General features: G+C 45.9%; 19 protein-coding genes. 12 read left to right on the top strand and 7 right to left on the bottom strand.

Annotation, left to right across the window (positions count from 1 at the left end; genetic code table 11):
- Positions 1-79 precede the first annotated feature (79 nt).
- The 4 genes from OKW21_RS26380 (at position 80) to OKW21_RS26365 (ending at position 4,255) form a co-directional block, all read left to right on the top strand.
- Positions 80-841 (top strand): 1-(5-phosphoribosyl)-5-[(5-phosphoribosylamino)methylideneamino]imidazole-4-carboxamide isomerase, encoded by a 762-nt coding sequence (locus OKW21_RS26380; protein ID WP_277485524.1) that lies wholly within the window; start codon positions 80-82, stop codon positions 839-841.
- A gap of 104 nt (positions 842-945) precedes the next feature.
- On the top strand, positions 946-1,689 hold the full coding sequence (locus tag OKW21_RS26375; RefSeq protein WP_277485521.1) for a shikimate dehydrogenase family protein: 744 nt from the start codon (positions 946-948) through the stop codon (positions 1,687-1,689).
- A gap of 94 nt (positions 1,690-1,783) precedes the next feature.
- Positions 1,784-3,808 carry an excinuclease ABC subunit UvrB gene (gene uvrB, locus OKW21_RS26370; protein WP_277485519.1) on the top strand — a complete coding sequence of 675 codons (2,025 nt, stop codon included), beginning with the start codon at positions 1,784-1,786 and terminating at the stop codon, positions 3,806-3,808.
- A 30-nt stretch (positions 3,809-3,838) separates the two neighbouring features.
- Positions 3,839-4,255, top strand: a complete 417-nt coding sequence (locus tag OKW21_RS26365; protein ID WP_277485517.1) for a hypothetical protein — start codon at positions 3,839-3,841, stop codon at positions 4,253-4,255.
- Positions 4,256-4,330: 75 nt separating this feature from the next.
- Here the strand turns inward: OKW21_RS26365 and OKW21_RS26360 are convergent, their stop codons facing one another.
- Both OKW21_RS26360 and OKW21_RS26355 read right to left on the bottom strand, forming a co-directional pair.
- The gene (locus OKW21_RS26360; RefSeq protein WP_277485515.1) at positions 4,331-4,789 is read right to left on the bottom strand and encodes a nucleoside deaminase; all 459 of its coding nucleotides are present in this window, start codon (positions 4,787-4,789) and stop codon (positions 4,331-4,333) included.
- A gap of 2 nt (positions 4,790-4,791) precedes the next feature.
- A complete protein-coding gene (locus OKW21_RS26355; protein ID WP_277485513.1) occupies positions 4,792-5,364 on the bottom strand; it encodes a hypothetical protein in 573 nt (190 codons plus the stop codon).
- Positions 5,365-5,505: 141 nt separating this feature from the next.
- On the opposite strand from OKW21_RS26355, the gene OKW21_RS26350 reads away from it, so the two are divergent.
- Together OKW21_RS26350 and OKW21_RS26345 are read left to right on the top strand one after the other, a co-directional pair.
- Positions 5,506-6,012 carry a hypothetical protein gene (locus OKW21_RS26350; protein ID WP_277485511.1) on the top strand — a complete coding sequence of 169 codons (507 nt, stop codon included), beginning with the start codon at positions 5,506-5,508 and terminating at the stop codon, positions 6,010-6,012.
- Between the two features lie 88 nt (positions 6,013-6,100).
- The gene (locus OKW21_RS26345; protein ID WP_277485509.1) at positions 6,101-6,949 is read left to right on the top strand and encodes a glycerophosphodiester phosphodiesterase family protein; all 849 of its coding nucleotides are present in this window, start codon (positions 6,101-6,103) and stop codon (positions 6,947-6,949) included.
- A 91-nt stretch (positions 6,950-7,040) separates the two neighbouring features.
- On the opposite strand, the gene OKW21_RS26340 is transcribed toward OKW21_RS26345, so the two are convergent.
- Positions 7,041-8,414, bottom strand: a complete 1,374-nt coding sequence (locus tag OKW21_RS26340; RefSeq protein ID WP_277485506.1) for a Gfo/Idh/MocA family protein — start codon at positions 8,412-8,414, stop codon at positions 7,041-7,043.
- A 240-nt stretch (positions 8,415-8,654) separates the two neighbouring features.
- Here OKW21_RS26340 and porV point away from each other — a divergent pair, with 240 nt between their 5' ends.
- The 3 genes from porV to OKW21_RS26325 all read left to right on the top strand — a co-directional run bounded on the left by porV (position 8,655) and on the right by OKW21_RS26325 (position 13,145).
- On the top strand, positions 8,655-9,800 hold the full coding sequence (porV, locus tag OKW21_RS26335; protein WP_277485503.1) for a type IX secretion system outer membrane channel protein PorV: 1,146 nt from the start codon (positions 8,655-8,657) through the stop codon (positions 9,798-9,800).
- A gap of 122 nt (positions 9,801-9,922) precedes the next feature.
- Positions 9,923-11,644, top strand: a complete 1,722-nt coding sequence (locus OKW21_RS26330; protein ID WP_277485501.1) for a hypothetical protein — start codon at positions 9,923-9,925, stop codon at positions 11,642-11,644.
- A 160-nt stretch (positions 11,645-11,804) separates the two neighbouring features.
- Positions 11,805-13,145: an amidohydrolase family protein gene (locus OKW21_RS26325; protein WP_277485499.1), complete on the top strand. Its 1,341-nt coding sequence runs from the start codon at positions 11,805-11,807 to the stop codon at positions 13,143-13,145.
- Here the strand turns inward: OKW21_RS26325 and OKW21_RS26320 are convergent.
- Positions 13,142-14,344, bottom strand: coding sequence for a CehA/McbA family metallohydrolase domain-containing protein (locus OKW21_RS26320; RefSeq protein ID WP_277485497.1), 1,203 nt, complete (start codon positions 14,342-14,344; stop codon positions 13,142-13,144). The genes OKW21_RS26325 and OKW21_RS26320 overlap by 4 nt on opposite strands.
- A 93-nt stretch (positions 14,345-14,437) precedes the next feature.
- On the opposite strand from OKW21_RS26320, the gene OKW21_RS26315 reads away from it, so the two are divergent.
- The 3 genes from OKW21_RS26315 to OKW21_RS26305 all read left to right on the top strand — a co-directional run bounded on the left by OKW21_RS26315 (position 14,438) and on the right by OKW21_RS26305 (position 18,536).
- Complete coding sequence (locus OKW21_RS26315) at positions 14,438-16,762, top strand: GH92 family glycosyl hydrolase (protein ID WP_277485493.1); 2,325 nt, start codon at positions 14,438-14,440, stop codon at positions 16,760-16,762.
- Positions 16,763-16,767: 5 nt separating this feature from the next.
- The gene (locus OKW21_RS26310; RefSeq protein ID WP_277485490.1) at positions 16,768-17,052 is read left to right on the top strand and encodes a GIY-YIG nuclease family protein; all 285 of its coding nucleotides are present in this window, start codon (positions 16,768-16,770) and stop codon (positions 17,050-17,052) included.
- Between the two features lie 224 nt (positions 17,053-17,276).
- Positions 17,277-18,536, top strand: a complete 1,260-nt coding sequence (locus tag OKW21_RS26305; RefSeq protein WP_277485487.1) for a hypothetical protein — start codon at positions 17,277-17,279, stop codon at positions 18,534-18,536.
- Between the two features lie 170 nt (positions 18,537-18,706).
- Here the strand turns inward: OKW21_RS26305 and OKW21_RS26300 are convergent, their stop codons facing one another.
- The 3 genes from OKW21_RS26300 to OKW21_RS26290 all read right to left on the bottom strand — a co-directional run bounded on the left by OKW21_RS26300 (position 18,707) and on the right by OKW21_RS26290 (position 25,309).
- Positions 18,707-20,287: a glycoside hydrolase family 32 protein gene (locus OKW21_RS26300; RefSeq protein ID WP_277485485.1), complete on the bottom strand. Its 1,581-nt coding sequence runs from the start codon at positions 20,285-20,287 to the stop codon at positions 18,707-18,709.
- Between the two features lie 67 nt (positions 20,288-20,354).
- A complete protein-coding gene (locus OKW21_RS26295; RefSeq protein ID WP_277485481.1) occupies positions 20,355-22,085 on the bottom strand; it encodes a RagB/SusD family nutrient uptake outer membrane protein in 1,731 nt (576 codons plus the stop codon).
- 29 nt (positions 22,086-22,114) lie between these two features.
- The gene (locus OKW21_RS26290) at positions 22,115-25,309 is read right to left on the bottom strand and encodes a SusC/RagA family TonB-linked outer membrane protein (RefSeq protein WP_277485479.1); all 3,195 of its coding nucleotides are present in this window, start codon (positions 25,307-25,309) and stop codon (positions 22,115-22,117) included.
- Positions 25,310-25,381 lie beyond the last annotated feature (72 nt).

The raw sequence follows: 25,381 nt of genomic DNA, 5'->3' as shown, positions 1-25,381 counted from the left end.
TTAGCACTTTATAAAAAAAGAATTTATATAGTATATTTCAATTCCATTTCTTGACCGGAATAGTTACTATACAAAGGTTATGCAACTAAGGAAAATTCAAATCATCCCCTCAATTTCTATCCTGAATAACAAGATCACACGCTTGCATCAGGGTAATTTTTCTCGTGAGCAGGTATATGAAGAGAGTCCGATTGATTTGGCTAAAAAATTTGAGGATCATGGCGTCACAAAATTACAACTGGTAGACCTGGATGGCACCCGCAAGGGTAAACCCATACATTTTCATGTGCTGGAAGCTATCGCCGGCCATACCAATTTGGAAGTGGATTTTGCAGGAGGTATTAATACGGATGGAGATGTGAATACAGCTCTTGAGTCCGGGGCACGCCGTATTACAGCAGCCACGCTAGCGGTCAAAAACCCTGAAGAGTTTGCTTCCTGGATTATTTCCTACGGTAGAGAGAAAATCGTACTGGGAGGGGATGCCCTCACTGGAGTTCGTGAAGGTAGAAAAATAGCGATTCAGGGCTGGCAACAGGATACGGGAATCAATTTATTTGATCATGTGGAGTATTTCTATAGCCGTAGCCTTAAATTCCTCAAGACAAGCGATATTTCTAAAGAAGGAAATATAGAAAGCCCCTCATTTGAGCTATATCGTGACCTGATGGACAAATTTCCCGGAATTAAGCTGATTGCCAGCGGAGGTGTTCAGCGGCTGGAGGACATAGAGCATCTGAGGGACCTTGGTCTATATGGCGTAGTGTTTGGGCGTGCTTATTATGAAGGTAAAATTAAACTTAAAGAAATAGAGCATTTTATTGCCAAACAGCCTGCCTGATTATCTTTTGGCCCCCAACTTTCTGCCGAGTTGTCAAAGACTTTTATTTTTTAGAGATTAGTCAGCGTATACAAAATCAGTAGCGCCTGTTACATTTTTAAGATATGAAAAACCTATACGGCCTTATTGGCTACCGTTTGAGTCATTCTTTTTCCAAGCAATATTTCAGCAATAAGTTTGAGCAGGAGCATATTGAAGACTCAAGTTATGAATTGTTTGAACTGAAAGATATTCAGGAGTTTCCCCAACTGATTGAGCAGCATCCCAATATCAAGGGGATGAATGTGACCATTCCTTATAAGCAGCAGGTGATGCGTTACCTGGATGGCCTGGATGGAAGTGCCAAGCTGGTGGGTGCGGTGAATACCATTAAGTTTGAGAATAACAAACGTATGGGATTCAATACTGACTACTATGGCTTCAAAGAGTCCTTGGAAAACTGGCTAGGGGCTAAGCAAGTTAAAAAAGCCCTTGTTCTGGGGACCGGTGGAGCCTCAAGGGCGGTGAAATGTACCCTTCATGCCCTAGAGATAGATTTTATGATGATCTCCAGAGAATCTTCTGAGCATGCGATAAGCTATGAGGAGTTAAAACAAAAACATCAGCTGAAGGAATTCCCTCTTATCATCAATACTACCCCGCTGGGCATGTCTCCCAATATAGAAACCTGTCCGGATATAGCTTATGAGCAGTTGAGTTCAGCAAACTACTGCTACGACCTTGTATACAATCCTGAGATAACCCTTTTCATGAAGAAAAGTGAGGAAAGAGGAGCCGCAGTAAAAAACGGCCTGGAGATGCTACACCTGCAAGCAGAAAAGAGCTGGGAAATCTGGAATAACGGCTAATGAGCGGATGATTGGTGATGAATGCTTTACAAAAAATGTTTTGTAAAACAATCGCCATACTATTCATTGTTCATTACTCATTGATCATTATAACATGGATTTTAAACTAATTTCTGAATATGAGCCTACCGGCGACCAACCGGAGGCTATACGCCAGCTCACTGAAGGCATAGAGAGTGGAGAACGCGCACAGACCCTGCTGGGAGTAACCGGCTCTGGTAAAACCTTTACCATGGCTAATGTAGTTGCCAACCTCAACCGCCCCACCTTGGTGATCAGTCATAACAAAACTCTGGCAGCGCAGCTTTTTGGTGAGTTTAAGCAGTTTTTTCCCGAAAACGCGGTGGAGTACTTCATTTCTTATTACGATTACTATCAGCCGGAAGCTTATATCCCTACGACCAATCTCTACATAGAAAAAGATATGTCTATCAATGAGGAGATAGAAAAGCTTCGCTTAAGTGCTACCTCTGCACTTCTCTCCGGCAGGCGTGATGTATTGGTAGTCGCATCAGTTTCTTGTATCTATGGTCTGGGAAATCCTGAGGAGTTTGGCAAAAACGTGATCCGCTTGCAGGAGGGAGACGTATTGTCACGTCAGCGGTTATTGTATTCGTTGGTAGATATTTTATACAGCCGTACGGAAGCTGAGTTCAAGCGGGGTAACTTCAGGGTGAAAGGGGATACAGTAGATATTTTTGCCGCCTACGCAGACTTTGCCTACCGCATTTACTTCTGGGGAGATGAGATTGAAGCCATCCACCGTATTGATCCCCACAGCGGAAAAAAAATAGCGGATGAACGCCTGATTACCATTTATCCCGCCAACCTCTTCGTGACTGCAAAGGATACTACCCAGAAAGCTGTTTACGAAATACAGGATGATCTGGTGGAGCAGGTACAGAATTTTAAAGATGAAAAGCGCTTTCTGGAAGCCAAGCGGATAGAAGAACGTACGGAATTTGACCTGGAGATGATCCGGGAGTTAGGGTATTGTTCAGGCATAGAAAATTACTCCCGCTACTTTGACCGCCGTCAGCCCGGGCAGCGCCCTTTCTGCCTGCTGGATTACTTTCCCGAAGATTACCTGATGATGATAGACGAAAGCCACGTAACCATACCGCAGGTGAGAGGGATGTGGGGTGGTGACCGGGCCCGAAAAACCAGCCTGGTAGATTATGGCTTCCGCCTGCCATCTGCTTTGGACAATCGGCCATTGACCTTCAACGAGTTTGAGGATATGACCAGCCAGGTTATCTATGTAAGTGCTACGCCCAGCGAATATGAGCTGCGTAACTCTGAAGGTGTCGTAGTAGAGCAGGTAATCCGTCCCACCGGACTGCTAGATCCCGTAATAGAAGTGCGCCCCAGCCTTAATCAGATAGATGATTTACTGGGCGAGATTGACGAAAGGGTGAAATTACAGGAGAGAGTGTTAGTGACTACCCTGACCAAACGTATGGCTGAAGAACTTCAGAAGTTTTTGGAAAGGGCAGGCGTGCGCAGCCGCTATATTCACTCCGAAGTCAAGTCTCTGGACAGGGTAGAGATCTTACGGCAACTGCGCCTGGGCGAGTTTGACGTACTGGTAGGCGTAAACCTGCTGCGTGAAGGTCTGGACTTGCCGGAAGTCTCTCTGGTAGCTATTCTGGATGCAGACAAAGAAGGCTTCTTAAGGAATGAGCGCTCGCTTATTCAGACCATCGGCCGTGCAGCGCGTAACGAAAACGGTATGGTGATCATGTACGCAGATAGGGTTACCGGCTCCATGCAGGTAGCGATTGACGAAACTAACCGTCGCCGTAGCAAGCAAATGGAATATAACGAAGAGCATGGCATTACCCCCAAAACAGTGCTTAAGTCCAAAGAGGCTATTATGTTCTCTACCCGTGTCGCTGATTCTAAGAAAGCGGTCAAAAAGGCCTATGCCGGTCCGGAGGAGTTCAGCATTGCCGCTGACCCTGTAGTAGCCTATATGAACAAAGTAGATCTGGAAAAGCTAATCGGCAAAACTCAGAAGAATATGGAAAAGGCTGCCAAAGAACTTGATTTTATGGAGGCCGCCCGTATGCGGGATGAGTTAAATGAACTAAAAAAACTTTACGAACAAAAGGAATAGCTGTTACCTTTACCGAAACTATCGGTCTCTATGAAGAAATTCTTATTACTTGCATTATTTTTTGTAGCGCTAGAAGTTGATGCGCAATATTTATTCACTGCCCAGCTAGACGCTTACAAGACAGACAACCGCGATCCTTTTGAGTTTGTGGATAAGGCTCAGTTTGGTCTTGAGTTCAACTATTTTCTTTATGAACAACTGGCAGCTACTGCCGGGCTGGAGGTTTGGACAGAAAGTGTACGCTTTGTGCCGGGCATACGTTTTTATCCTATCAATCCGGTCTTCCTGCGTTTCCGCCCTCTCTTAGGCAAAGAAGTAGATTATGCGTTTGGGACAGGCTATGCCCGCAAGATTACCGACAACTGGCGTCTGGAGGGTATGCTGGATTATTACTTTGAAAGGAGTAATCTCGCTATCCGCTTCGGGGTAGGCTATACCTTATACTAACAATAAGCGGATTTATCAATTTGCAAAGTTCCCGAAGTCTGGCAGCTTTCTGTCATTAACATGAGTAAGCGCTGCTCAGTCTTCTTTACCCCGCATTCGGCGAAAAAAAGTCTGTATCAGCTCAGTGCTTTCCTGAGCAAGGGCCCCTTGTCTCACCTGCGTACGCGGATGAAGTATGCGGTCATTGTATTGGGTAAACCCTTTTTTCTCATCAGGTGCGGCATATACTAATCCTCCTAGCTGTGCCCAGTGGAGCGCTCCCGCACACATCACGCAGGGTTCTAAGGTAACATAGAGCGTACATTCGGGCAGATACTTGGCGCCAAAATAGTTGAAAGCAGAAGTAAGGGCCAGCATCTCAGCATGTGCCGTTACATCCTGTAGCTTCTCAGTCTGGTTATAAGCTTTGGCAATGATACGTTCGTTGGAAACGACGATAGCTCCCACCGGGATCTCGCCCTCTTCATAAGCCTGCTCAGCCAGCCGAAGGGCCTGCTGCATATAATATTCATCGTCAGGTTTAAGTATGCCCACGCTTACTTAATTTGGATACTTTGCATAATTTTTCCGGCAGTACTTTCCCACTGCTGCTGTAGTGCCTGAGGGCAAGTGAAGTTAAATACCAGCGTCTTACCTCCGTGCACCGTGTACTGTATTCTGGTATACTTTCGCACGGGTTGTTGTGGGTTAAGGGCGTTTTCTTCCGGTCTTACGATGGATGTAAATTCAAAAACCACAAAATTCTTTCCGTTGATTTCTTCAATCTCTTCGCGGGAGAAACTCACCTCATCATACAGTTCCAGCAGGCTGGCTTTGTAAAAATCTTTGAGCATAGGAAGGTCAGAAGGTTGCCAGCGGGTGTTAGAGGTATTCACTGTCAGGTCTACCATCCGCTTATCATTGGTGTAAGCAGCGATAGGTTTACGCGCCGTAAGGTAGCGCTGATTCATCAGTTCTTCCGTCATCGACTGAAAAGATTTAGGTACACCAAGTGATATATTCTCCGTGATTTTGGTTTTTACCAATTCAATATTAGGAATCTGATAACTACTGCTGAGTAAAATAATGGATAAGCCCATACAGGCTATAAAAATGGTATGCTGTTTCATAGGATAGTCATCTTTGTGCTTAACGCATATCGGTGTAGCAAAAGTATAGCCAAAAATCATTATTGCCACACTTAAACAGTATGCTTGCTTGCTTGTTTAATAATCAAGTTAGACCGATTTTTTTAACTAATGGAGGTAACAATGAAAAATAAGAATATATTCAAATTTTTATCTATTTCTGTTTTGCTGTTTTCGGTAATGCTGATGGGAGCCGCCTGTGACTCCAATCCGGATAATAATGCGGAAGACAACAGCTTAGGTGAAGCAGAATACGATGAAGACTCAGCCATGTACCCTGAAGAAAAAGTGATGGATAGCACAAATCTGGCTGATGGTCAGCCGGTGGATCTCAATACAGGCGTTTTTAGGCTAGATAAGCAGAAGCTATTGTCTACCCTGAACCTTCACAAAACAGAACTGGAAAACCAGGTGAGAGCGCTGGAAGCAAAGCCGGGAGATCAAAGTGATGAAAGTGTCATTGAAGGCAATATTGAAAAGTATAAGACCTATCTGGAAAAACTGGATAGGGAGATAGCACAGGTGAATGCAGCTGATGAAGAAAACTTCAGTGAGGTAGTCCCCAGTGCGCAGGCAGCCATCAAAGGAGCTGGCGCCCTGATCAATACAAGGGATATGCGCATCAACTAGATGTTGGAATAAAAAGTGTTGATATTGTAAGATATTATATTGAGGTCTGGCAAATTTGTCAGACCTTTTTTACGCGCTAAATAAAACTATGAGGAGTTTTAAATACTCATTATTTCTATTGCTGGCTTGCCTGGCCTGCTCTCCCTCAGAGGTGGTGTATGAAGAGTATATACCGGATTATTCTTTACAGGAAAAAGCTGTCGCCAGCCTGCTTAAAAAGCATCCCATTGAAATAGTTGTGCATAGAGGCGCTAATCATCTGGCTCCTGAAAATACTTTTGCCGCTGCTGCCAAAGCTATTGAACTGGGTGTTGACTATGTGGAAATAGATGTGCATCGCAGCCTGGATGGCGTGCACTACATCATGCACGACCTGGGACTAGGCCGCACTACAGATGGCTGGGGTCCAATACGCCTGAGAACTTCAGAATATATAGACAAATTGGATGCCGGAAGCTGGTTTGGTGAAGCATATGCAGGTGAAAAAGTTCCGCGCCTGGAAGAGTACTTGCGCTGGATCAAAGGAAAAGCTAAGGCTTATCTGGATGTAAAAACTGCCGACCTGGAAGAAGTGGTCAGGCTAGTGCGTAAGTATAATATGGAGGATGAAACCTTTTTTTGGTTCTGGAGTGATAGCATGCTTGAAGAATTTAGTGTGCTGGCGCCTGAGCTTAGAGTTAAGATCAATGCACACTCCGTAGAGGAAGTCATGGAAGCCAAAGAGAAATATGATGCTGATATCATAGAGTGTAATGTGCAGGAGATCACCCCCGAGATGGTACAGCTCTGCGACTCTTTAGGCATACAGATCATGGCCTATGCCAGTAGTAATACTGCGGAGGAATTTAAAACTGTAATTAAGTCTGAGGCCGATCTGGTCAATCTGGATAAACCCGGTCTGTATCTGGAAGTACTGCAAGCAATGCAAGGCTTATAAGCAATATCACTGTTGCAGAAATTTTAACCCTCCATTTTTGAAAAGGAGGGTTACATTCTTTTTAGAAGTGTTTTTTTGCAGAACAAGACAATTACACCATATATTTCTGATATACTTTGTCCCAGGGCTCACGCATTTTTCGGGAAAGCATTTTGTTGGCTTCTTCGTTATTTGTAAACCTTTCCTGCTGCGGGTCCCACTCCAGATCCTGCTCTAACATCATCGCTATATTACCCAGATGTGCAATGGTGATTGAGCGATGGGCTACTTCCGCAGGAGCGATGGTTTCTTCTCTGGACAATACACAGTCAATAAAATTACGGAAATGATTGTCACTTTTGTAAAGGTGCGTTCCATCAGGTCCAATTTCTGCCCCAAGTATACTTTTAGGGTCGGCATCATGTTCGCCCCGACTGGCCCATACGCTGCCTTCTGTGCCGCTGAACTTTACCCCATTGCTTTCACTGCTGGTCACAATCAGTTTTAATCCGTTTTCATAGATACACTCAAAATAGAACTCGGTAGCAGTATTCCAGATAGGATGATCCGCCCACGTAGCTTTTGCATTCTGTATCTTGACAGGTCCGGTATATTCGGTATCCATGCCCCATTGCGCAATGTCAGGATGGTGCCCCCCCCAGTCAGTGACCATACCGCCGGAATAGTCCAGTATCCAGCGAAAATTTACGTGGGTACGTGCCGGACAATAAGGCGCTTCAGGAGCAGGTCCCAGCCACATGTCATAATTGAAGCCTTTGGGTACAGGCACCGTTTCAGTCAGGTGCCCCGTCTTCCCAAAATCAGGCGTACCCGCAGGTAAGCTGCAGGTGGCCGTTTGCAATTCACCAATCTTACCATTTCTCACCAGCTCACATACCCTGCGAAAATGCGTGTTGGAACGTTGCTGGCTGCCCGTCTGAAAAACTACCTCATGTTTTTTGACCGCATCGCTCATGGCTCTGCCTTCGGCCACCGTGAGGGCCAGAGGCTTCTGACAGTAAATATCTTTTTTGGCTTCGGCAGCCATCAGTACAGGTATGGCATGCCAGTGGTCAGGTGTAACGATCTCCACAGCATCTATATCTTTACGGCCAATCACATCTCTAAAATCTTCGTAGCCGCGACAGGATTTGTATTTTTTTCCATACTTTTCACCATAGGCATCGTCTACCATTTTCATGATAAACTCCCGCCCGGCAACTTTACCATCCCAGTAGCCGGCGCTTTGTTTATTCACGTCGCAAATGGTAGTGATCTGTACCCTTTCATCCTCTAAAAAACTCTTTACATCGTTCCCGGCCTGGTTTCCGGCACCAATAAAAGCCAGGTTAATCCTGTCGGAGGGAGGAACATAGCCGTTTCTCCCCAGGGCAGAGGCAGGGATAATGGTGGGAAAAGCAAAAGCTGTAGATATCGCTGCTCCTGCTTTTTTGATAAATTTTCTTCTGCTGTTATTTTTCATCATAGGCTGTTGTAGATTCAAATTGTACACGCTGGTTAAGCACGCTCAGTAAATTAAAACAGATGCTGAATAATAACAACTTATTTGTATTTCTGCTCATAAAATCCTTCCTGAAGTTTTTATTTGTTCTCGTTACAATGATCCATTTCCTTGAGCGTTTACACTGAAAACAAGGTGTGAATATCTCGTAAGACGATTTATGAATAGGTAGTTTGTGTTTGATCAATTCAAACCAAATTTCATATGATGTCAAAACTGAAAAACTGCCTGATTGCCTTCGCGTTGTTTAGCTTTCTCGCGAATATCTCTTTAGCGCAATCACTTCCTGTTCTCGGTCAAAACGGAGAAAAAATACCTATTACCTCAGCCCCTTTCTTACTGATCACGCCCGATGCCCGTACCGCTGGCCTGGGTGAGGCGGGAGTAGCCCTCTCAGCCGATGCCAATGCCGCGTACTGGAACCCTGCTAAACTTGCTCTGCTTCCCGAAAAAAGTAATATGTCCTTTTCTTACACACCCTGGCTGCGCAAAGTGGTGAGCGATATGGATCTCTATCATTTTGCTGCTGCCCAGCGCGTAAATGAAAAAGGAGCCTGGGGACTATCCGCCACCTATTTTGATTTGGGAGACGTTCAGTTCCCCACCCCATCAGGAGGTATTGCTACGGTGGAAAATCCGCATGACCTCTCCGTTTCACTTTCCTATGCACATCAACTCAGCAAGCAGTGGAGCCTGGGAGGAAATGCCAAATTCATCGGCAGTAATCACAGTGGTAGTTTCTCAGCAAGCGGTATTCCTCAAAGAGCTTCCGGCTTTGCGGTAGATCTGGGAGCATTGTACCAGACAGATTTCAATCTTTTCCAAAAAGAAAGTGTACTGACCTTAGGGGGAAGTATGGCCAATCTGGGACCTAAAATGACCTACTTTAATGATAAACAGTTTTTACCCGCCAATGTAAGTTTGGGCTCATCTCTGAGTTCACAAATCAATGATGATCATAGTTTGAGCTGGTCATTAAACCTAAGGAAGCTTATGGTTCCTACTCCTTATAATACATTCTTTGGATCTGAGAAAGGCTGGTTCAGCGGTACTTTCGGTTCGTTTGCTGACGCCCCGGGTGGTATTGCTGAAGAACTGCGCGAAATCATGATAGGTACAGGGCTGGAATATGGATTCAAAGAAACTGTATGGCTGAGAGGAGGTTATTATTACGAAGCAGAAGACAAAGGGGATAGACAATATTTTACCACCGGCTTAGGAGTACGTTATCAAATCTTAAGCCTGGATCTGGCATATTTGCACCCCTCTGCTACACAGCCCGGGCGCACACACCCACTTCAAAGTACGCTTAGATTGAGCTTACAGGTCAGATTTGGAGAGGTGGAGTAATGGTAAAATGAGCTTGTTTGGAGCGAACTGATAGCTGGTTGCTCTAATTCATTTGCGAGTCAGGACGACTTTCTCTATTTTGATAGCTTGCAACCATACACTACGATACAACAAGCTAATTTATGGAAAGAAGACTGTTCTTACGGCAAGTGGGAAGCACTGCCTGTATACTCCCCCTATGGACAAACCCGCTTAGCAGCAATTTTTCATCCGCCTCTTCTGCGAATACCACCGATGAACTACTTAAAAAATTTGTCAAAAACTATGATGAGTATATCTCCCGTATCCTGAAAATGCAGGAGAATGATCCCTCACACCTTTGGTTTGGGGGAGTAAAAAATAATTACGGTATCCATAATCCTCAGCAAACCGCCGGCTTCTTCCAGACATTGGGCTGCGGTTATGTCTCGGAAGACTCTAAATACTATCATGATGAAGCCCTGATTCAACCGCTGATCCGTGCCAGCGAATACATGCTCAAAGCGCAGCATCCTGATGGCACCATTGATCTGCATTCAACAAATTTTCATTCTACCCCCGATACGGCCTTCACCGTAGAACCTGTAAGTCTGGGCTATACGCTGCTGGAGCAGGATGCTTCAACCGCTACCCAGCCGGTAAGAGATAATCTCAAAATCTATCTGGAAAGAGCAGGAAAAGCTTTGTCGGTAGGGGGGATACACACCCCCAATCACCGCTGGGTGGTATGCATGGCATTGGCCCGCATCCATCATCTGTTTCCCGATCCCCTCTATGTTGAGAGAGCAGATGAATGGCTGAAAGAAAATATAGACATAGATGAAGATGGGCAGTATACCGAGCAAAGCACGCTGATCTACAGCCCGGTTGTGAATAAAAGTCTGATTACGGTGGCCCGCCTGATGGATAAGCCGGAACTGCTGGAACCCGTCCGAAAAAACCTGGAGATGACACTTTACTACCTGCACGCCAATGGTGAGGTAGTGTCGGAAGGCTCAGGGAGGCAGGATAAATACCAGCGAGGTACGGTGGAGCGTTATTATTACCCTTACCGTTATATGGCGCTGCATGATCAAGATAGTCAGTTTGCTGCGATGGCTGGCTATCTGGAAGAATACGAAACTGATGCCATCAGCAATGCGCTGGCTTACTTGCTGGAAGCTCCTGAGCTGAAAAAAACTTTGCCGCAAGCTTCTGCGCTGCCTACAAATTACCTCAAAATATTCAATGGTTCTGATCTGGTACGTATTCGCCGGGGAGAAAGGGATGCAACCATTCTGGCCAAGAACCCCATCTTTTTTACTTTCTTCAAAAATAATGCGGCCCTGGAAGGCATAAGGCTGGCTTCTGCTTTTTTTGGCAAAGGGCAGTTTGAAGGAGAGTCACTGGAGCGGGAGGGCGATGAATTTGTGCTGCGCCAGTGGCTGGAAGGTCCCTACTATCAACCCTTTGCGGAAGACCAGTTGCCTACTACGGATGGCGACTGGGAAAAGCTGCCTCGTGATGAGCGCACCCAAAGTGAAGTGCAGAAATTTCTCTCCGAAATACGGATTCGTGAAACCAATACGGGCTTTATGCTGGACATCAGCGTAACGGGTACCGACCGGGTGCCGGTAGCGTTGGAAATGGCCTTTCGTAAAGGCAGTAAGCTGAGCGGCGTAACCAAAGTGGAAGATACAGAAGAGGCTTACCTGCTGGAAGACGGTTATGCTACCCTCAAGGAAGGTGATAGTGAAATCCGGTTTGGACCCGGAAAAGCAGAGCATCGCTGGACACAGCTCAGAGGAGCGCTGCCTAAACTGGAAGGCCAATGCGTTTACATCACCGGCATCACACCTTTTGAGCATCAGATAGAGATTTCCTAGATTCTCTTGCCGGATCTGCCAGGTTTTCTAGTCTAGCGCGTTGAGAATTCATTCTCCGCCGAGGTTTGTGTCTCACAAACTTTCTGGAAATTTCTATGTTCGGCACTACAAAACCTGGCAGATCTCAATACATATATTTCTTTTTTGACTTATCAATACCATGAATCATATTATCAAACTAAGCTTCTTTGTCCTTTTATTATCTGGCTGTAGCCAACAGGCTGAAAATGAAAAGGAAGTCCCTGCTTCGGATCAAAGTATTACCATAGAGATCAAAGCCGTCAATGAAGATGTAATTCCTATCGGTGAGCAGACCATTGCTATCGTAGGCGCTACGCTTATTGACGGACATGGAGGTGAGCCTGTGGAGAATGCTACGGTGATCGTCAGAAATGGTGAAATCTGGAAAGCAGGGCAAAGCGATAGCATAGAAGTACCACAGGATGCTGGAGTATTGGAAGCCGAAGGTTTAACACTGATGCCTGGATTGATAGACGCGCATTTTCATCTGGGTAACCAGGCTTTGCCTACCCATTTTTTGCGTAATGGCGTTACCTCGGTTAGAGATCCGGGTGCCTGGATAGAAAGTTATGCCAATGTAAGAGCATCCGGAGAACCAACTCCCCGCCTTTTCCTCACCGGGCCGCACCTGGATATGTTTCCCCCTGCCTATCCCAAAAACTCTTCTATCGTGCGGGATGAAATAGAAGCAAGAGGGCAGGTAAAAAAGTTTGTAGCGCAGGGCGCTTCGGCTATCAAAGTGTACTTTCGCATTCCACCAGAAATTATGCAGGCCATTTGTGAAGAAGCCCATCAGCATGGCATTCCTGCCGTTGCCCATCTGGAAATTACTTCTGCTACCGATGCCATTCATGCGGGCATAGATGGTATTGAGCATGTTACTTCTTTTGGCATTGATATGCTGCCTTATCGTGATGCTGAACGTTACCGTCAGGCGGTACTGGCAGATAATAATGCCCGCAGAAATGGTAGATATGAGGTATGGAACAGCATTGACCTGAACAGTTCCCAGGCCGATTCATTAATTCAGCTCATTGTGGAAAATCAGACAGTCGTAAGCCCTACGCTGGGCATATTTGAGTACCAACTGGAAGGGGAAAACACCGATAGCGTAAAGGCAAAAGGTTTTGAAAAGATGATGGCTTTTGTAGGCAAAGCCAAAGCGGCAGGAGCCCTGGTAGTGGTAGGCTCACATGCTATCGTGCCCTACTCTGATTTTGGCTGGGCTTACCAAAGAGAAATGGAGCTGTTGATAGAAAGCGGTCTGAGTAATGCCGAGGTCATACAGGCGGCTACCATGGAAAACGCCCGTTTCCTTCGCATAGAAGACCGTCTGGGCAGCATAGAAGCTGGGAAGCAGGCCGACCTGATTCTCGTGAGAGGCAATCCCTATGAAGACATCCAAGCCATGTACCAGATAGAAAAAGTGATGCTGAATGGCAGTTGGGTGCCTCCTTTGGAGGAAGAGATACGGGATTAATCAAACACCACCGGCTGTGTCCAGGCCTCCTCTACATCCCCTTCCTGAAAAGGGTTAATTTTGGGTTTGGTGGAGATAATCTTGGCCCGTACATAGAGCTCATCTTCCTGTAGCTTGTAGTGAGCTTCTGTCCCTTTTACTTCCTTGAGCAGTACGCCCATAGCATCACGGCTGATTTCAGCACTTTCCGCGCCCCCTTTTTTGGTGCCCCAGAACTGTATGCGGTAGTCTATGCCGCCCTCTTCTTTTACTTTTACGGCCAGCGAGTCATTGCCATAAGTTACTTCTTCAAGTTCCACGCCAGTAGTGCTGTAAAAGTCTCCCACTTCCATAGCGGCAATGAGCGCCTCGGGGGTGAGCGCTTCAGACCTTACCATCACCCAGCCACGACCGGGATTACTTTGTTCGGTATTATATACATGATAACTGTGGGCATCATCGGTGGCTAAACCGTACATGATAGGTTTGCCCGCCTGGATATAGCTGGTAATCAGGATATCCCACAGCTTTTCCATGCCCATGTGGGTAGAGTCGCCATAATTATGCACCAGCGGATGACCGTTGTACACTTCAAAAAATCGCTCTCCGGTCAGCGGAATCATATCGTCTACGGTGATGGCCCAGCCAAAATTAGGGTGGTTGATGTGCGGAAACATCGGTACTCCCGTTTTTTGCCGTTGCCGGTTGACAGCATTGATATTATTCTGCATCACTTCCGTCACGCTATTGCCATGCTCGGGCTCAATTAACTCCTGCACATTGGTCACATTCATGTGGATGGGCTTATCTTCGTAGGCATCGGTCACTTCTTCCGACTGAATGATGAGAAACTCTCCTTCTTCCTCAAAGAGCGGGCGATATTCTGCCAAAGTTTTGAGCTTTACCCGTATACGATCATTTCTTTCTTTTTTGTATTCTACCCACTCTTCACCGTATTTGTCCAGGTACTTCTGAAAGCCCTGCCGATGGGCATGAGAGTCAGGAATAAGCTTCCACTTTTCGCCTTCTGCCAGCGTATTATGATCAGATAAGCCAATAAAGTGGTAGCCCTGAGATTTGTACCAACCCATGATCATTTCCGGAAAATCATCACCATCGCTCCAGTAAGAGTGCGTATGCAGGTTGCCTTTATACCACTGCTGGGCCTGGGAAGAAATGCTGAAAGAGACTAAAAAAACAAGAAGGATAAGTGTACGCATGGTTTAGGTAGACTGGTTTATGCTCTTAAATTTGAATAAATCTATTGAATGAGAGAAATTACCGAGATGAAATTTATGTTACGCATCCAATCTATGAAAAATATCGCACTTTGCCTGCTGGCTGTTGTTTTTGCAGCCGCCTGCTCTTCCGATAGTCGGACTACTACGTATTCGCCTGATGATCCTTTAAGCTATGTCAATCCGCTGATTGGCACAGCGGCCAGCACCACTGAGAGTGCACAACTGCATAGCGAAGCGGGTTCGGAACTGAGAGGACAAACTTTCCCGGCAGTAGGCGTGCCCTTTGGCATGGCACAGTGGACACCACAGACCCAGGATACTGAAGAGAAGTGTCTCTCTCCCTATTACTACAAAGACGGCAGCATACAGGGTTTTCGCGGCAGCCGCTGGATGAGCGGATCCTGCACGCAGGATTACGGCAGCGTGACCATTATGGCGCTGAATGGCGAGCTCAAGGTAAAACCTCATGAAAGAGCTTCTTCTTTTTCGCATGACACCGAAATAGCTACTCCCTCTTATTATTCGGTGGGATTAGCCGACTACCAGATACAGGCAGAAGTAACGGCGGTCTCCCGGGCAGCCATGCTGCGCTTTACACCCCAAACAGATGAATCTACCTACCTCCTCATAGAACCCAACAGTGATGAAGGGGAAGGCTATGTGCGGGTGATACCGGAAAGTAACGAGATTGTTGGCTATAACCCGGTGCACCGTATCTATCAGGGCTGGGGCGAAAGCGCGGGTTTCAGCGGCTACTTTGTCATTCAGTTTGAGCAGCCTATGGAAAGCTATGGCGTCTGGAGAGGAGGTGTAATTATGGAAGATACTGACCGAACAGAAGGAGAAGGACAGGCGGTAGGTGCCTATGTGGAGATGCCTGCGGCAGAAGGAACGTCTTTGATGGTGAGAGTAGGCATGTCACACACCAGCCTGGACCAGGCTCGCAAAAACATGCAGGCGGAAATCATCGGCTGGGATTTTGAGCAGGTGAGACAAGCTTCAGAGGATGCCTGGCGACAGCAGCTCAACAAAGTGCAGGTAAGCGGAGGCAGTGATGAAGAAAAAAGCATGTTCTACACAGCCCTCTACCATGCGATGTTATTGCCCAGGCTGTTCAGCGATGAAGATGGAGCTTATGTGGCTTTCGGTGAATCTAAAAATGTTTTCCAGGCAGAAGGCTTTGACTATTATGCGGATTTCTCCATGTGGGATACTTTCCGCGCACTCCATCCTTTGCACACCATTCTTAACCCCGAGAAAACCAATGATATGATTCGCTCACTAATTGACAAAGGGGTACAGGGGGGAGCGTGGCTGCCTATTTTTCCGGCCTGGAACAGCTACACCTCCGCCATGATTGGCGACCATGTGACCGCCATGATCGGAGATGCCTGGATGAAAGGTATAGATGATTTTGACCAGGAGCTGGCTTACTCCCTGATGCGTAAAAATGCTTTCCAGACCAACACCGACCGGGAAAGCTACCTCAATGGGCAGGGCAGAAGGGCGATGGAGTCTTATCTGGAGTACGGTTATATTCCGCTGGAAGACTCAGTACCCGATTCCTTTCATCAGAGAGAGCAGGTGTCGCGTACGCTGGAGTATGCTTTTGATGACTTTGTGCTTTCGCAGGTAGCCCAAAGGTTAGGGAGGCAGGAAGATTATGAAATATTGAAAGAGAGAGCCAAAAACTATCAGTACGTATTTGATACTACCACCGGCTATGTACGCGGGCGATATGCTGATGGTAGCTGGGTAGAACCTTTTGATCCCTTCGCCTCCCGTGCCAGCTTCATTACCGAAGGCTCACCTTATCAGTATACCTGGTACGTCCCCCATGATGTAGCTGGTCTGATGGAGTTGATGGGAGGAAAGGAAAAGTTCGTGCAGAAGCTGGATACGCTCTTTGAGCAGCGTTACTATTGGCATGGCAATGAACCCGGTCACCAGACGGTTTACCTCTATGCCTATGCGGGAGCTCCCTGGAAAACCCAAAAGTGGGTCCGTGACATCATCCGGGAAGAGTACAGTGCTGAGCCGGGAGGCTTGAGCGGGAATGAAGATGCCGGACAGATGTCGGCCTGGCTGGTCTGTAGCATGATGGGCTTTTATCCGGTAGCACCGGGCATGCCCTACTATGTGATAGGTAGCCCTGTCTTTGAGACAACCGCTATCAATATGAGCAATGGTAGTGCTTTTACCATCACGGCCAACAACAATTCCGATGAAAACCGCTATATCCAGTCCGCTACGCTGAATGGCGAGCCTCTGGAGCGCAGCTATCTACTGCATGAGGAGATCATGCAAGGCGGCGAGCTGGTACTGGAAATGGGTGATGAACCTAATAAGGAATGGGCTAGCGAGCAGCTGCCTCCTTCTATGGGGGAGAAAATGTAATAAAAATGAAAGGAGGCTATACGTATGTAATGCGCAATGTAACCAGAACAGCATTGTATGTCGGAGTGACTGATGATATCCGAAGGAGAAACTCTGAGCATCAAGAGGGAATTGGTTCTGCGCTTACCAAAAAATACCGCTGCAAATATCTATTGTATTACGAGTGGTTTGACAAGATCACAGAAGCTATAGCCAGTGAGAAGCAATTGAAAAACTGGAAACGTGAATGGAAACTCAACCTCATTCGGGAAACTAATCCCAAACTAAGAGATCTGAGGAATAACATTTGAGATGTTATGTTTTGCCCTCTCTCTGCGTTTTGAAGTCACCCTGAATTTATTTCAGGGTCTATACTTTGCTTGTATGCAATTTCAATTTAAAATGAGCTTTAGAAACTATCGCTTACCTCTGGCTGAACTGCACAGGCAAGTGACCAGTATCCAGCAAGGCCTCTAGCCTATTATTTACATCATATTCTCATTAGGAATATAATAATATACAAATTGTCTGTTTAATGATAAAGCATAAAAAAGGAAAGAATCCCAAGAGTACTGAGGATACCATTAGGGTACTAATAGATGAGATTAATGAAGTAGGAATTACACTTTCGGAAAAAAATGCAGTTTGTTTATATGAATTGCAATGCTCTTTTGAGAACAAAATAAGACCTGGGTTTATCGTTTCAATTTTACAAGAAATGAAAAGATCTAATGAGTCAAACATTCAGGCATTTGTTGAACAACATGATATGAAAGAAAAAGAATATAAAAAGTTAAAAGCTTCTTTGACTCAAAAATGGGAGATTTTTATCCCTATAAATATTAAGCCTCGTAAGAAGAAAATTTTATTTGAAGATGTTGAAATACTATTTTATGCAAAAAGCACTATAAAAAAGAATATAAGTGGCAGAGACTTTTTAAATGTACGGTCGGATTTTGGAGAAGAAAGAATTAAAAAATTAACATCTTCACATGTACTGGATTCCCTCTCAAAATATTGCTTATCAATAAAATGTTCAGGTAGCGATATCTACGAAGCTTGGAAAGCAGCTGAACCATACTATGACTTAATCAGAGGAATCTTTGAGTTTGTAGTCTCACCCACTTATCAACTTATCCCACCATTTAAAAAAAGAGCCAAAATTGGCGACCCGGAAATCATCATAGGGTCAAACAGTAATAATGAATGGCATTATTTCGAACCTATTTCCGACACGCACCACCAATGTTTCAACATTAAATTCGGCGAAGAACAAAATCGTGTGTTATTTAATATTATAAATATTTTCAGTAAAAAAGGACTCAAGCCAAAAAGCTTCACTTCTCTTTTAGCAGATGCTTTTAGACTTTATTCTCAGGCTATGGATAGTATTTATAGCTATGATTGTCTTATTAACCTCTGGCAAATGTGTGAAAGAATGACCTGTGCAGGCAATATGAATGGTAGCACAAAAGATGTAGTTAAGCGATTAGGTTGGCATTCTGAAAGGTTAAGTTTAAGTGGGTCTGGTTGGAATGAAGCATTAATTGCAATAAGTAAAAAAAGAAATGAGATTGTCCATAGGGGCTTTACTAAAGTAGAAGATGAAGAAATAAATATATTGCTCATTGTAGCAAAATGTACTCTAAGGTGGTTGCTCTCAATGAATAAAGAATTAAATACGGAAAGACAATTAGAAGAGTATTATCAAATGAGAACTTTAAGTCCATCTGAATTGGCATCAAAAAAGTCGGTAATCAGCTTAATTGAAAAAGAGAGGAAAAACAGTCTATAATATTTTCCGTACTCAGTCGCTTGTCTCTGGCCTGATTGTACGCAAGGAAGCTCGGGCTGGAAGCCCTAAAGCTAGTAGTCACTTGCTTGGAAATAAGCGACTGGGTATAGACAATAAAAAAGCACAAGACCCAAGAATCCTGTGCTTTTCTGATCAAAATCCGTTTGTCTTTATTCCATAGCTATAGTCGCAGGGCTGAGATTATAGAGGGTACCGGACACGAGTTGTACCTCTCCATTTTCTGAATACAAACCTAGCTGCTGGAAGTTTTCATTGGGAAAAAAGATGTTGGTCATCACCGTTTTGCCGTCGTCGGCAAACAGCTCGGCAGAGGCAACATCAACATAAAGGTGCATTTTGATGGTATCTGAGCCAGCGATCCGGGGCGCGGGGAATCTTCCGGCAAAGTCTTCAGAGAAATCCATTTTACCGGCTTTGGTTCGGTCAAAATAGTATTGCTGCTGTGCCTGATCATAGCCTATGCGGACTTCTTCTCCCAGACTATTGGAAATGACTATGCCAAAATCCAAACCTTCTGCACCTTCAGGAATCACAAACTCCAGCATTACTTCTTTGGCGGGAGTTTGCCATTCGGTAAACTCTGTAAGTGATAATTCATTGGGAATACTTCTGGGCTCCAGGCTATAGGAATCAGCTCTCAACTGATGTAATTCTTCTACCGGCAATGAGATAAGACGAATACCTTCAGGAGTATCTGCCAGCTCCAGCTTACGGGCTACTGTCATGGCAGAGCGCCAGCTATAGGTAGGTACTACATTGGCATATTGCCAGTTGCTCATCCAGCCGAGGAAGATACGCCGCCCATCGTTTTCCGGTACGTTAGACCAGCTTACGCCAGCGTAATTGTCTTTGCCATAATCTACCCACAGCGTAGTCTCTTCGGGATTGTCATTGGCAAAAGTTTCTCCATCAAAATCACCAACAAAGTACTGTGTAGCTGAGCCTCCGTTAGGCCCTCCGGGATTGATACTCAGCAGCATGACCCACTTTTCTTCTCCATTTACCATCAAAGGAAATAGGTCAGGACATTCCCACACTCCGCCATGATCACCACTGTTTTCGCCAAACTCAGACTGGAACTCCCAGTTTTTCAGGTCTGGTGAATTGTAAATACGTACCCGGTCGGCTGCCGCAAAAATCATGACCCACTTTTGGTCAGGCGCATACCAGAACACTTTAGGATCGCGGAAGTCTTTAATTCCCGGATTTTCTACCACCGGATTCCCTTCATACTTTTCCCAGCTTCGCCCCCGGTCGGTGCTAAAGGCTATACCCTGTGTCTGATGATCATTGGCTCCGGCTTCAGCCGCTTCCGCATCATGATATGTAAAAATAGCAATCAGCGGAGAGTCTTCAGCAGTACCAAAACCGGAAGTATTCTCCAGATCAGCGACAGCGCTTCCTGAAAAAATCATGCCCAGGCTATCGGGATACAAGGCGATGGGCAGGTGCTCCCAATGGACCAGATCCTCGCTGACAGCATGTCCCCAGTGCATAGGTCCCCATACATTACTGTCGGGATAATGCTGGTAAAACAGATGGTATTCTCCATCGTAATACACCATACCATTGGGATCGTTCATCCATTGCTCGGGAGGGGTAAAATGGTAGCGTGGGCGATGTTGTTCACCCGTCAGTGTATCCGAAGCAACTTGCGCAGTATGTTCAGTAGTTTCGGGCTGGCAGGCCATGAAAAGAAGAAAAGGAGTAAGAAATAATAGGTGTCTCATATTAGTCTTTTAAATCTTGAGTAAAGAAGATATGCCAAATTTTCAAAATTTGGCATATCTAATGAATTTAATAACCAGGATTTTGTACATACAAGCCTTTAGTAAAATCTATCTCCCGCTGCGGAATGGGTAGATATTCATCCCGGCCAGCGGTAAATTCCGCGTTGGTCAGGTAATCCCGTTTGCTTCTTTCTTCAGACAGATAGGCATTGAGAGTTTCTTCCGCGATGCCCCAACGCACCAGGTCAAAGAAACGAGGGCTTTCCATCGCAAATTCAAGACGACGCTCCCAACGCAGGGCTTCTCTGGCATTCTCCTGCGTCCAGTTGATGTTGACACCATCCACATATTCTTCAATACGGTAGTTGGAAGGGTTGCTGCCATCAGCATGTTGTAGCCTTTCTGTGCTGGCTGCCGCTCTGGCACGCAGCTGGTTGATGAGTGGCAAGGCTTCATTCTGACGACCTAATTCTATCAATGCTTCGGCCTGCATCAGCAGTACATCGGCATAACGGATAAAGTCTATGTTTTTAGAAGTACCAATGAAGGGACCCTGTTTGAGGAAGCATGAACAGTCGGACAACTGCTGCTCTTTCATGTTGCCAAAGAAACCATATACGCCCGGATCTCTGGCCCAGCTTTCCTGATAGAGAAAATCAGGGTTATACTTAAAGGGATGGCCCGGCACGCCTACGGTATGGTCCAAGCGTGGATCTACCCCATTGGTCTGAAAGTCTTCCGGTTCAATCATGTCCTCCTCATTGAAGGTATCAAACATAGGCAGACCCTCTTCATTGGTTTTGAAAGCATTCACCATGTTCTGACTGGCATAGTGGAAACCACAGCAGCCATATTCCGGAGCGCCATGCGGAGAGTTCAGGCCGGTTACAAAAGATACCCGCCCGGTGGTCGTACCGTCAGCAATGGAAAACTGCGCCGCGAAAATAGACTCAGGACCATTGTCAAAGCCATTCAGGAAGTTTTCAGCAAAGTCAGACTGTAGACTGTACTGGCCTGAATTAATTACATCCTGCGTCAACTGCACCACTTCTTCCAGACGGGAAGTGTTGATGTTGGTGACCTGATGGTTTTCATCCTGCTCATATGCCTGATACAGACGAACTTTTGCCAGGTAAGCCTTAGCAGCCAGTTGGTTGGCTCTGCCTACTTCCGGCTGCGTCTCCGGCAGGTTGTCTATGGCAAACTGAAAGTCTTCAGCGATTTTATTCCACAGTTCATCATTGGTAAATTCCCGATTAGATATTTCAAGAATTTCTTCAGGTGACTTGGTCTCGTCTATATAGGGAATATACTTGAAGAGCTGTTTGAGCATGAAATATGAATGACCTCTAAGGAAGCGTAACTCTCCGCTACGAGTAGCTTTTAGCTCAAAATCTTCCGTTTCATTAATGGCCCGAAGGGCAAAGTTTGTCCTGGAAATGGCCTTATAATGATTAGTAAAAGTCAATGGCCCCATCCAGTTATCCCCGGTCTGGGGCTGCACCAGATTGTACTGCTCCAGGAAATGGATGTCGATTACATCGGATACTCCCCCTCCGGCTTTGTAGGCATCGTCGGAGCGTACACTGCCATAGACCCAACTGCTGGTGATAGGCCCAATCATCTCGTCATTGGCGATACCCGCGTAGGCGGCGGTGACCAAGCCTTCTATATTTTCGGGCGCAGCCACATTTTCATCAGACAATACGCCTTTGGGTTCGTACTCCAGAAAATCGTCATTACAGGACAAGAGTAGCGTAGACGCTAACATGAAAATATATATAATATTGAGTTTCATAATTGAAAATTTTCTTGGTTGAATGGATTTTACAAGCTCACATTGAGTCCAATAGAATATACAGAAGGCACAGGAATGGCATTGATATCCCGACGCTCAGGGTCAGGGCCGCCAAATTCGCTGCTCTTAAACCAGAACAGGTTTTCAGCCTGCAAATACAGTCTGAGGTTACTGACCGGTCCAAGGTTTTCCAAAACACCATCCGATAAGCTGTAACCTATTGATAAATTCCTGAGCTTAAAGTAAGAGTTGTTGACAAACAGATAATCGGAAGTCCTGGTCTCATTATTTCCATCAGAAAGTGTCAGTGCGGGAATGGAAGAGCCTGTATTTTGAGGTGTCCAGGCATCAAGCGTACCCGGCCCTACATTGTCTCTTCCCCGGATAAATTCATTGAGGAAAATATAGTTGTCAAAACCTCTTCTGCCAGAAACCCCTGAACCAAAGAGGGATAGGTCAAAGCCACGGTAAGCCATATTGATGCTCAGCGCATATTCCAGTTTGGGCAGGGTGGTACCAAAATACTCCTGATCCAGCGCGTTAACCACACCATCTTCGTTCAGGTCCACATAACGGATTCTGCCGGGAGCGGCACCTACCTGTGTAGCATGCGCGTTGACTTCTTCCTCGTTCTGGAACAATCCATCCGTTCTGAAACCGAATATGCTAAACTGAGATTCTCCCAATATATCCTGCTCGGCATTTCCGGCAAAGCCAGTCCTTACCTCTTCCGGCAATACAGTAATTTCATCGCGGAAGCTGCTGAAATTGGTAGAAATGGTGTATGTAAGGCCACTCTCCAATTCATCAGTATAGCCCAGGGCAAATTCCCATCCCTGATTTTCTACAGTCGCTCCGTTGAGCGTACGCAGCACCCCTTCACCTGCCGCTGAGGCTACCGGGGGTGTAATCAATATGTTGGTAGTTTCCCGGGTGTAGTAATCAAATGAACCCTGCAACTTTTGGGTGAATAAGCCAAAATCAATACCTACGTTAACTTCAGTGGTGGTTTCCCACTGTAGATCGGGATTAGCTCCCTGTATGGACACGAAGCCGGAAGGCAGTGTCCCGGTATTGTTTCCTGCCAGATCGTAAGCGGTTCCTACATTGTAGAACTGGTCAAAGAAGAAGCCCGTGCGGCGTACCTGCTCCTGGGTCAGTCCGTAGCGGGGCGCAAATAGGCCGAAGCGGGACAGGTCACCGATAGACTGGTTACCTACTTCGCCATAACCGGCTCTCAACTTAAGTTGGGTGAAGATTTCCTGATCGCTCATGAAGCCTTCCTGGTCAATTCTCCAACCCACTGTCGCTGCCGGAAAAATTCCGTACCGCTTGTTGGCGCCAAATCTTGAAGAGCCATCTCTCCGGAGGGTAACGGAAGCCAGGTATTTATCCTGAAAGCGATAGTTGATCTTACCAAATTGCGATAAGAGGCGGCTACCGGTAGCGTCTCCTGTATTGTTTCTTAGCCCGGTAGCGGCATTGAGCACAAAGAAATCTTCGGTTTCAATAGCAAACTCCTGCGCGCTGGATGAGAGAAACGTCAGGTCGGTTTTCACAGCTTCCGTACCCACCAGAAAATCAAAGTTGTGGTCGCCTAGCTCCAGATTATAGGTAAGTGTATTAGAAAAAGTCAGGCTGAGGTAATCATCTTCTATCTGGTTTAAGCTGTTTATAGTTCTGGAAATAAAGCCATTGGATACGCGGGGCTCTATGTTTTTGACACTAATCTGGTTGTAATCTACGCCCAGGCTCGTTCTGAAGTTCAGGCCCTCGGCTATGCCAATCTGAGCAAATACATTTCCCAGGAAAGAATTCCGATGTGTGTTGTCCCAGCGGTTGATGTATTGCATCAGCAAGGGGTTGTTACGGTCAGAATAGCCTGAACCCAATGGTCCGGCAAAATCTCCGTCAGCCGTATAGATAGGAATGGTAGGGGCCAGCGTTACTGCCAGGCCGGGAGTGGGAGCAGAACCCACATCGGGAGAGGCCAGCGTCTCATTGGAAGAAGCAAACTGCGTATTTACGCCAAAATTCAATACATTATCAAACAAATTGAAATTAGAATTGAGCTTGGCGGTATAACGATCGTAATTGGTATAGGCCAGTGTTCCGGTATTTTTCAGGTAGCCAATGTTAGCCAGTAGAAAAGCGTTTTCTGTTCCTCCCGATACAGTCAGGTCGTTATTGTATACATAGCCGGTTCCGTACATCACATCCTGCCAGTCGGTATCTCCGGCAGGTACATTTTCGTCACCTCCTACATATGGCCTTACCGATACATTGTTAAGCACAGGGTTATCATAATCTCCGTTCCAGTCAAAATCATAGATTTCACCATAACCCCCGGCGGGGTCAGTACGGTCATTCACAGAAGCCTGCCACAGTGCTCTGCCTCTCCCTACCGCATCCAGCATATCAAAGCGCTGCTGTCTTTCTGAAAGTGCGGAAACATTAGAGTTAAACTGTACACTGAACTTTTTGTCACCACCTTTTACACTGTTTCGGGTAGAAACGATCAGCACGCCATTAGAGGCTCGTGAACCATAAATGGAAGCAGCGGAAGCATCCTTCAATACCTGCACTGATTCAATGACGCTGGGGTTGAGGCTGGCAAACACTTCAGGACGGGTGGTAGGCACACCATCAATGATATACAAGGGATTATTATCACCCAGGGTATTGGCTCCCCGGATCAGAATCTGCTGATTGGTACCGGTAGGATCGCCTGAGCGTTCAATGTACAGGCCGGGTACTCTTCCCTGCAAGGCCTGGGCCGGATTGCCGGAGCTCATGCTTTGCCCTTTCAGCGGCTCTAATTCTACCACAGCCACAGCACCTGTAAGGTCTACTTTTCTTTCGGCGGTATAACCTACCACCACCACTTCCTGTAGCGACTGCACGTCTTCCTGCAGGTTGACATCAATGGTAGTTTGGTTACCTACCAGGATAGTCTGAGAAGCATAACCTACCGAGGTAAAAAGAAGCGTGTCACTGGCGGAAACTCCCCCCAGGCTGTATTGTCCCATGATATCAGTAACCGTACCCTGACTGGTCCCTTTAATCAGTACGTTGACTCCGGGGAGGCCTTCATTGTTTTCATCGGTCACAGTGCCGGAAACTGTAGTGGTTTGTGCCCAGCTTTGGTTGAAGCTAAAAAGTAGACAAATGACCAGCAGGCCACCGTACTTTTGCAGCATTTTGTGTAAAGCTTGCTTTTTCATAATAAGTGTAGTTTATAAGTTGTTGATAAGAATTAAGGTTAATGATGAGCAACATTCTTTGAATGTCATTTC

The sequence above is a fragment of the Catalinimonas alkaloidigena genome, from assembly GCF_029504655.1.
GTDB classification, from domain to species: Bacteria; Bacteroidota; Bacteroidia; order Cytophagales; family Cyclobacteriaceae; genus Catalinimonas; species Catalinimonas alkaloidigena.
This window is presented reverse-complemented; position numbering and strand designations above follow the sequence as displayed.

Coding starts and splice junctions, on each gene's coding strand:
- OKW21_RS26380 (WP_277485524.1), top strand. CDS start 80: ATGCAACTAAGGAAAATTCAAATCATCCCCTCAATTTCTATCCTGAAT.
- OKW21_RS26375 (WP_277485521.1), top strand. CDS start 946: ATGAAAAACCTATACGGCCTTATTGGCTACCGTTTGAGTCATTCTTTT.
- uvrB (WP_277485519.1), top strand. CDS start 1,784: ATGGATTTTAAACTAATTTCTGAATATGAGCCTACCGGCGACCAACCG.
- OKW21_RS26365 (WP_277485517.1), top strand. CDS start 3,839: ATGAAGAAATTCTTATTACTTGCATTATTTTTTGTAGCGCTAGAAGTT.
- OKW21_RS26355 (WP_277485513.1), bottom strand. CDS start 5,364: ATGAAACAGCATACCATTTTTATAGCCTGTATGGGCTTATCCATTATT.
- OKW21_RS26350 (WP_277485511.1), top strand. CDS start 5,506: ATGAAAAATAAGAATATATTCAAATTTTTATCTATTTCTGTTTTGCTG.
- OKW21_RS26345 (WP_277485509.1), top strand. CDS start 6,101: ATGAGGAGTTTTAAATACTCATTATTTCTATTGCTGGCTTGCCTGGCC.
- OKW21_RS26340 (WP_277485506.1), bottom strand. CDS start 8,414: ATGATGAAAAATAACAGCAGAAGAAAATTTATCAAAAAAGCAGGAGCA.
- porV (WP_277485503.1), top strand. CDS start 8,655: ATGATGTCAAAACTGAAAAACTGCCTGATTGCCTTCGCGTTGTTTAGC.
- OKW21_RS26330 (WP_277485501.1), top strand. CDS start 9,923: ATGGAAAGAAGACTGTTCTTACGGCAAGTGGGAAGCACTGCCTGTATA.
- OKW21_RS26325 (WP_277485499.1), top strand. CDS start 11,805: ATGAATCATATTATCAAACTAAGCTTCTTTGTCCTTTTATTATCTGGC.
- OKW21_RS26320 (WP_277485497.1), bottom strand. CDS start 14,344: ATGCGTACACTTATCCTTCTTGTTTTTTTAGTCTCTTTCAGCATTTCT.
- OKW21_RS26315 (WP_277485493.1), top strand. CDS start 14,438: ATGAAAAATATCGCACTTTGCCTGCTGGCTGTTGTTTTTGCAGCCGCC.
- OKW21_RS26310 (WP_277485490.1), top strand. CDS start 16,768: ATGAAAGGAGGCTATACGTATGTAATGCGCAATGTAACCAGAACAGCA.
- OKW21_RS26305 (WP_277485487.1), top strand. CDS start 17,277: ATGATAAAGCATAAAAAAGGAAAGAATCCCAAGAGTACTGAGGATACC.
- OKW21_RS26300 (WP_277485485.1), bottom strand. CDS start 20,287: ATGAGACACCTATTATTTCTTACTCCTTTTCTTCTTTTCATGGCCTGC.
- OKW21_RS26295 (WP_277485481.1), bottom strand. CDS start 22,085: ATGAAACTCAATATTATATATATTTTCATGTTAGCGTCTACGCTACTC.
- OKW21_RS26290 (WP_277485479.1), bottom strand. CDS start 25,309: ATGAAAAAGCAAGCTTTACACAAAATGCTGCAAAAGTACGGTGGCCTG.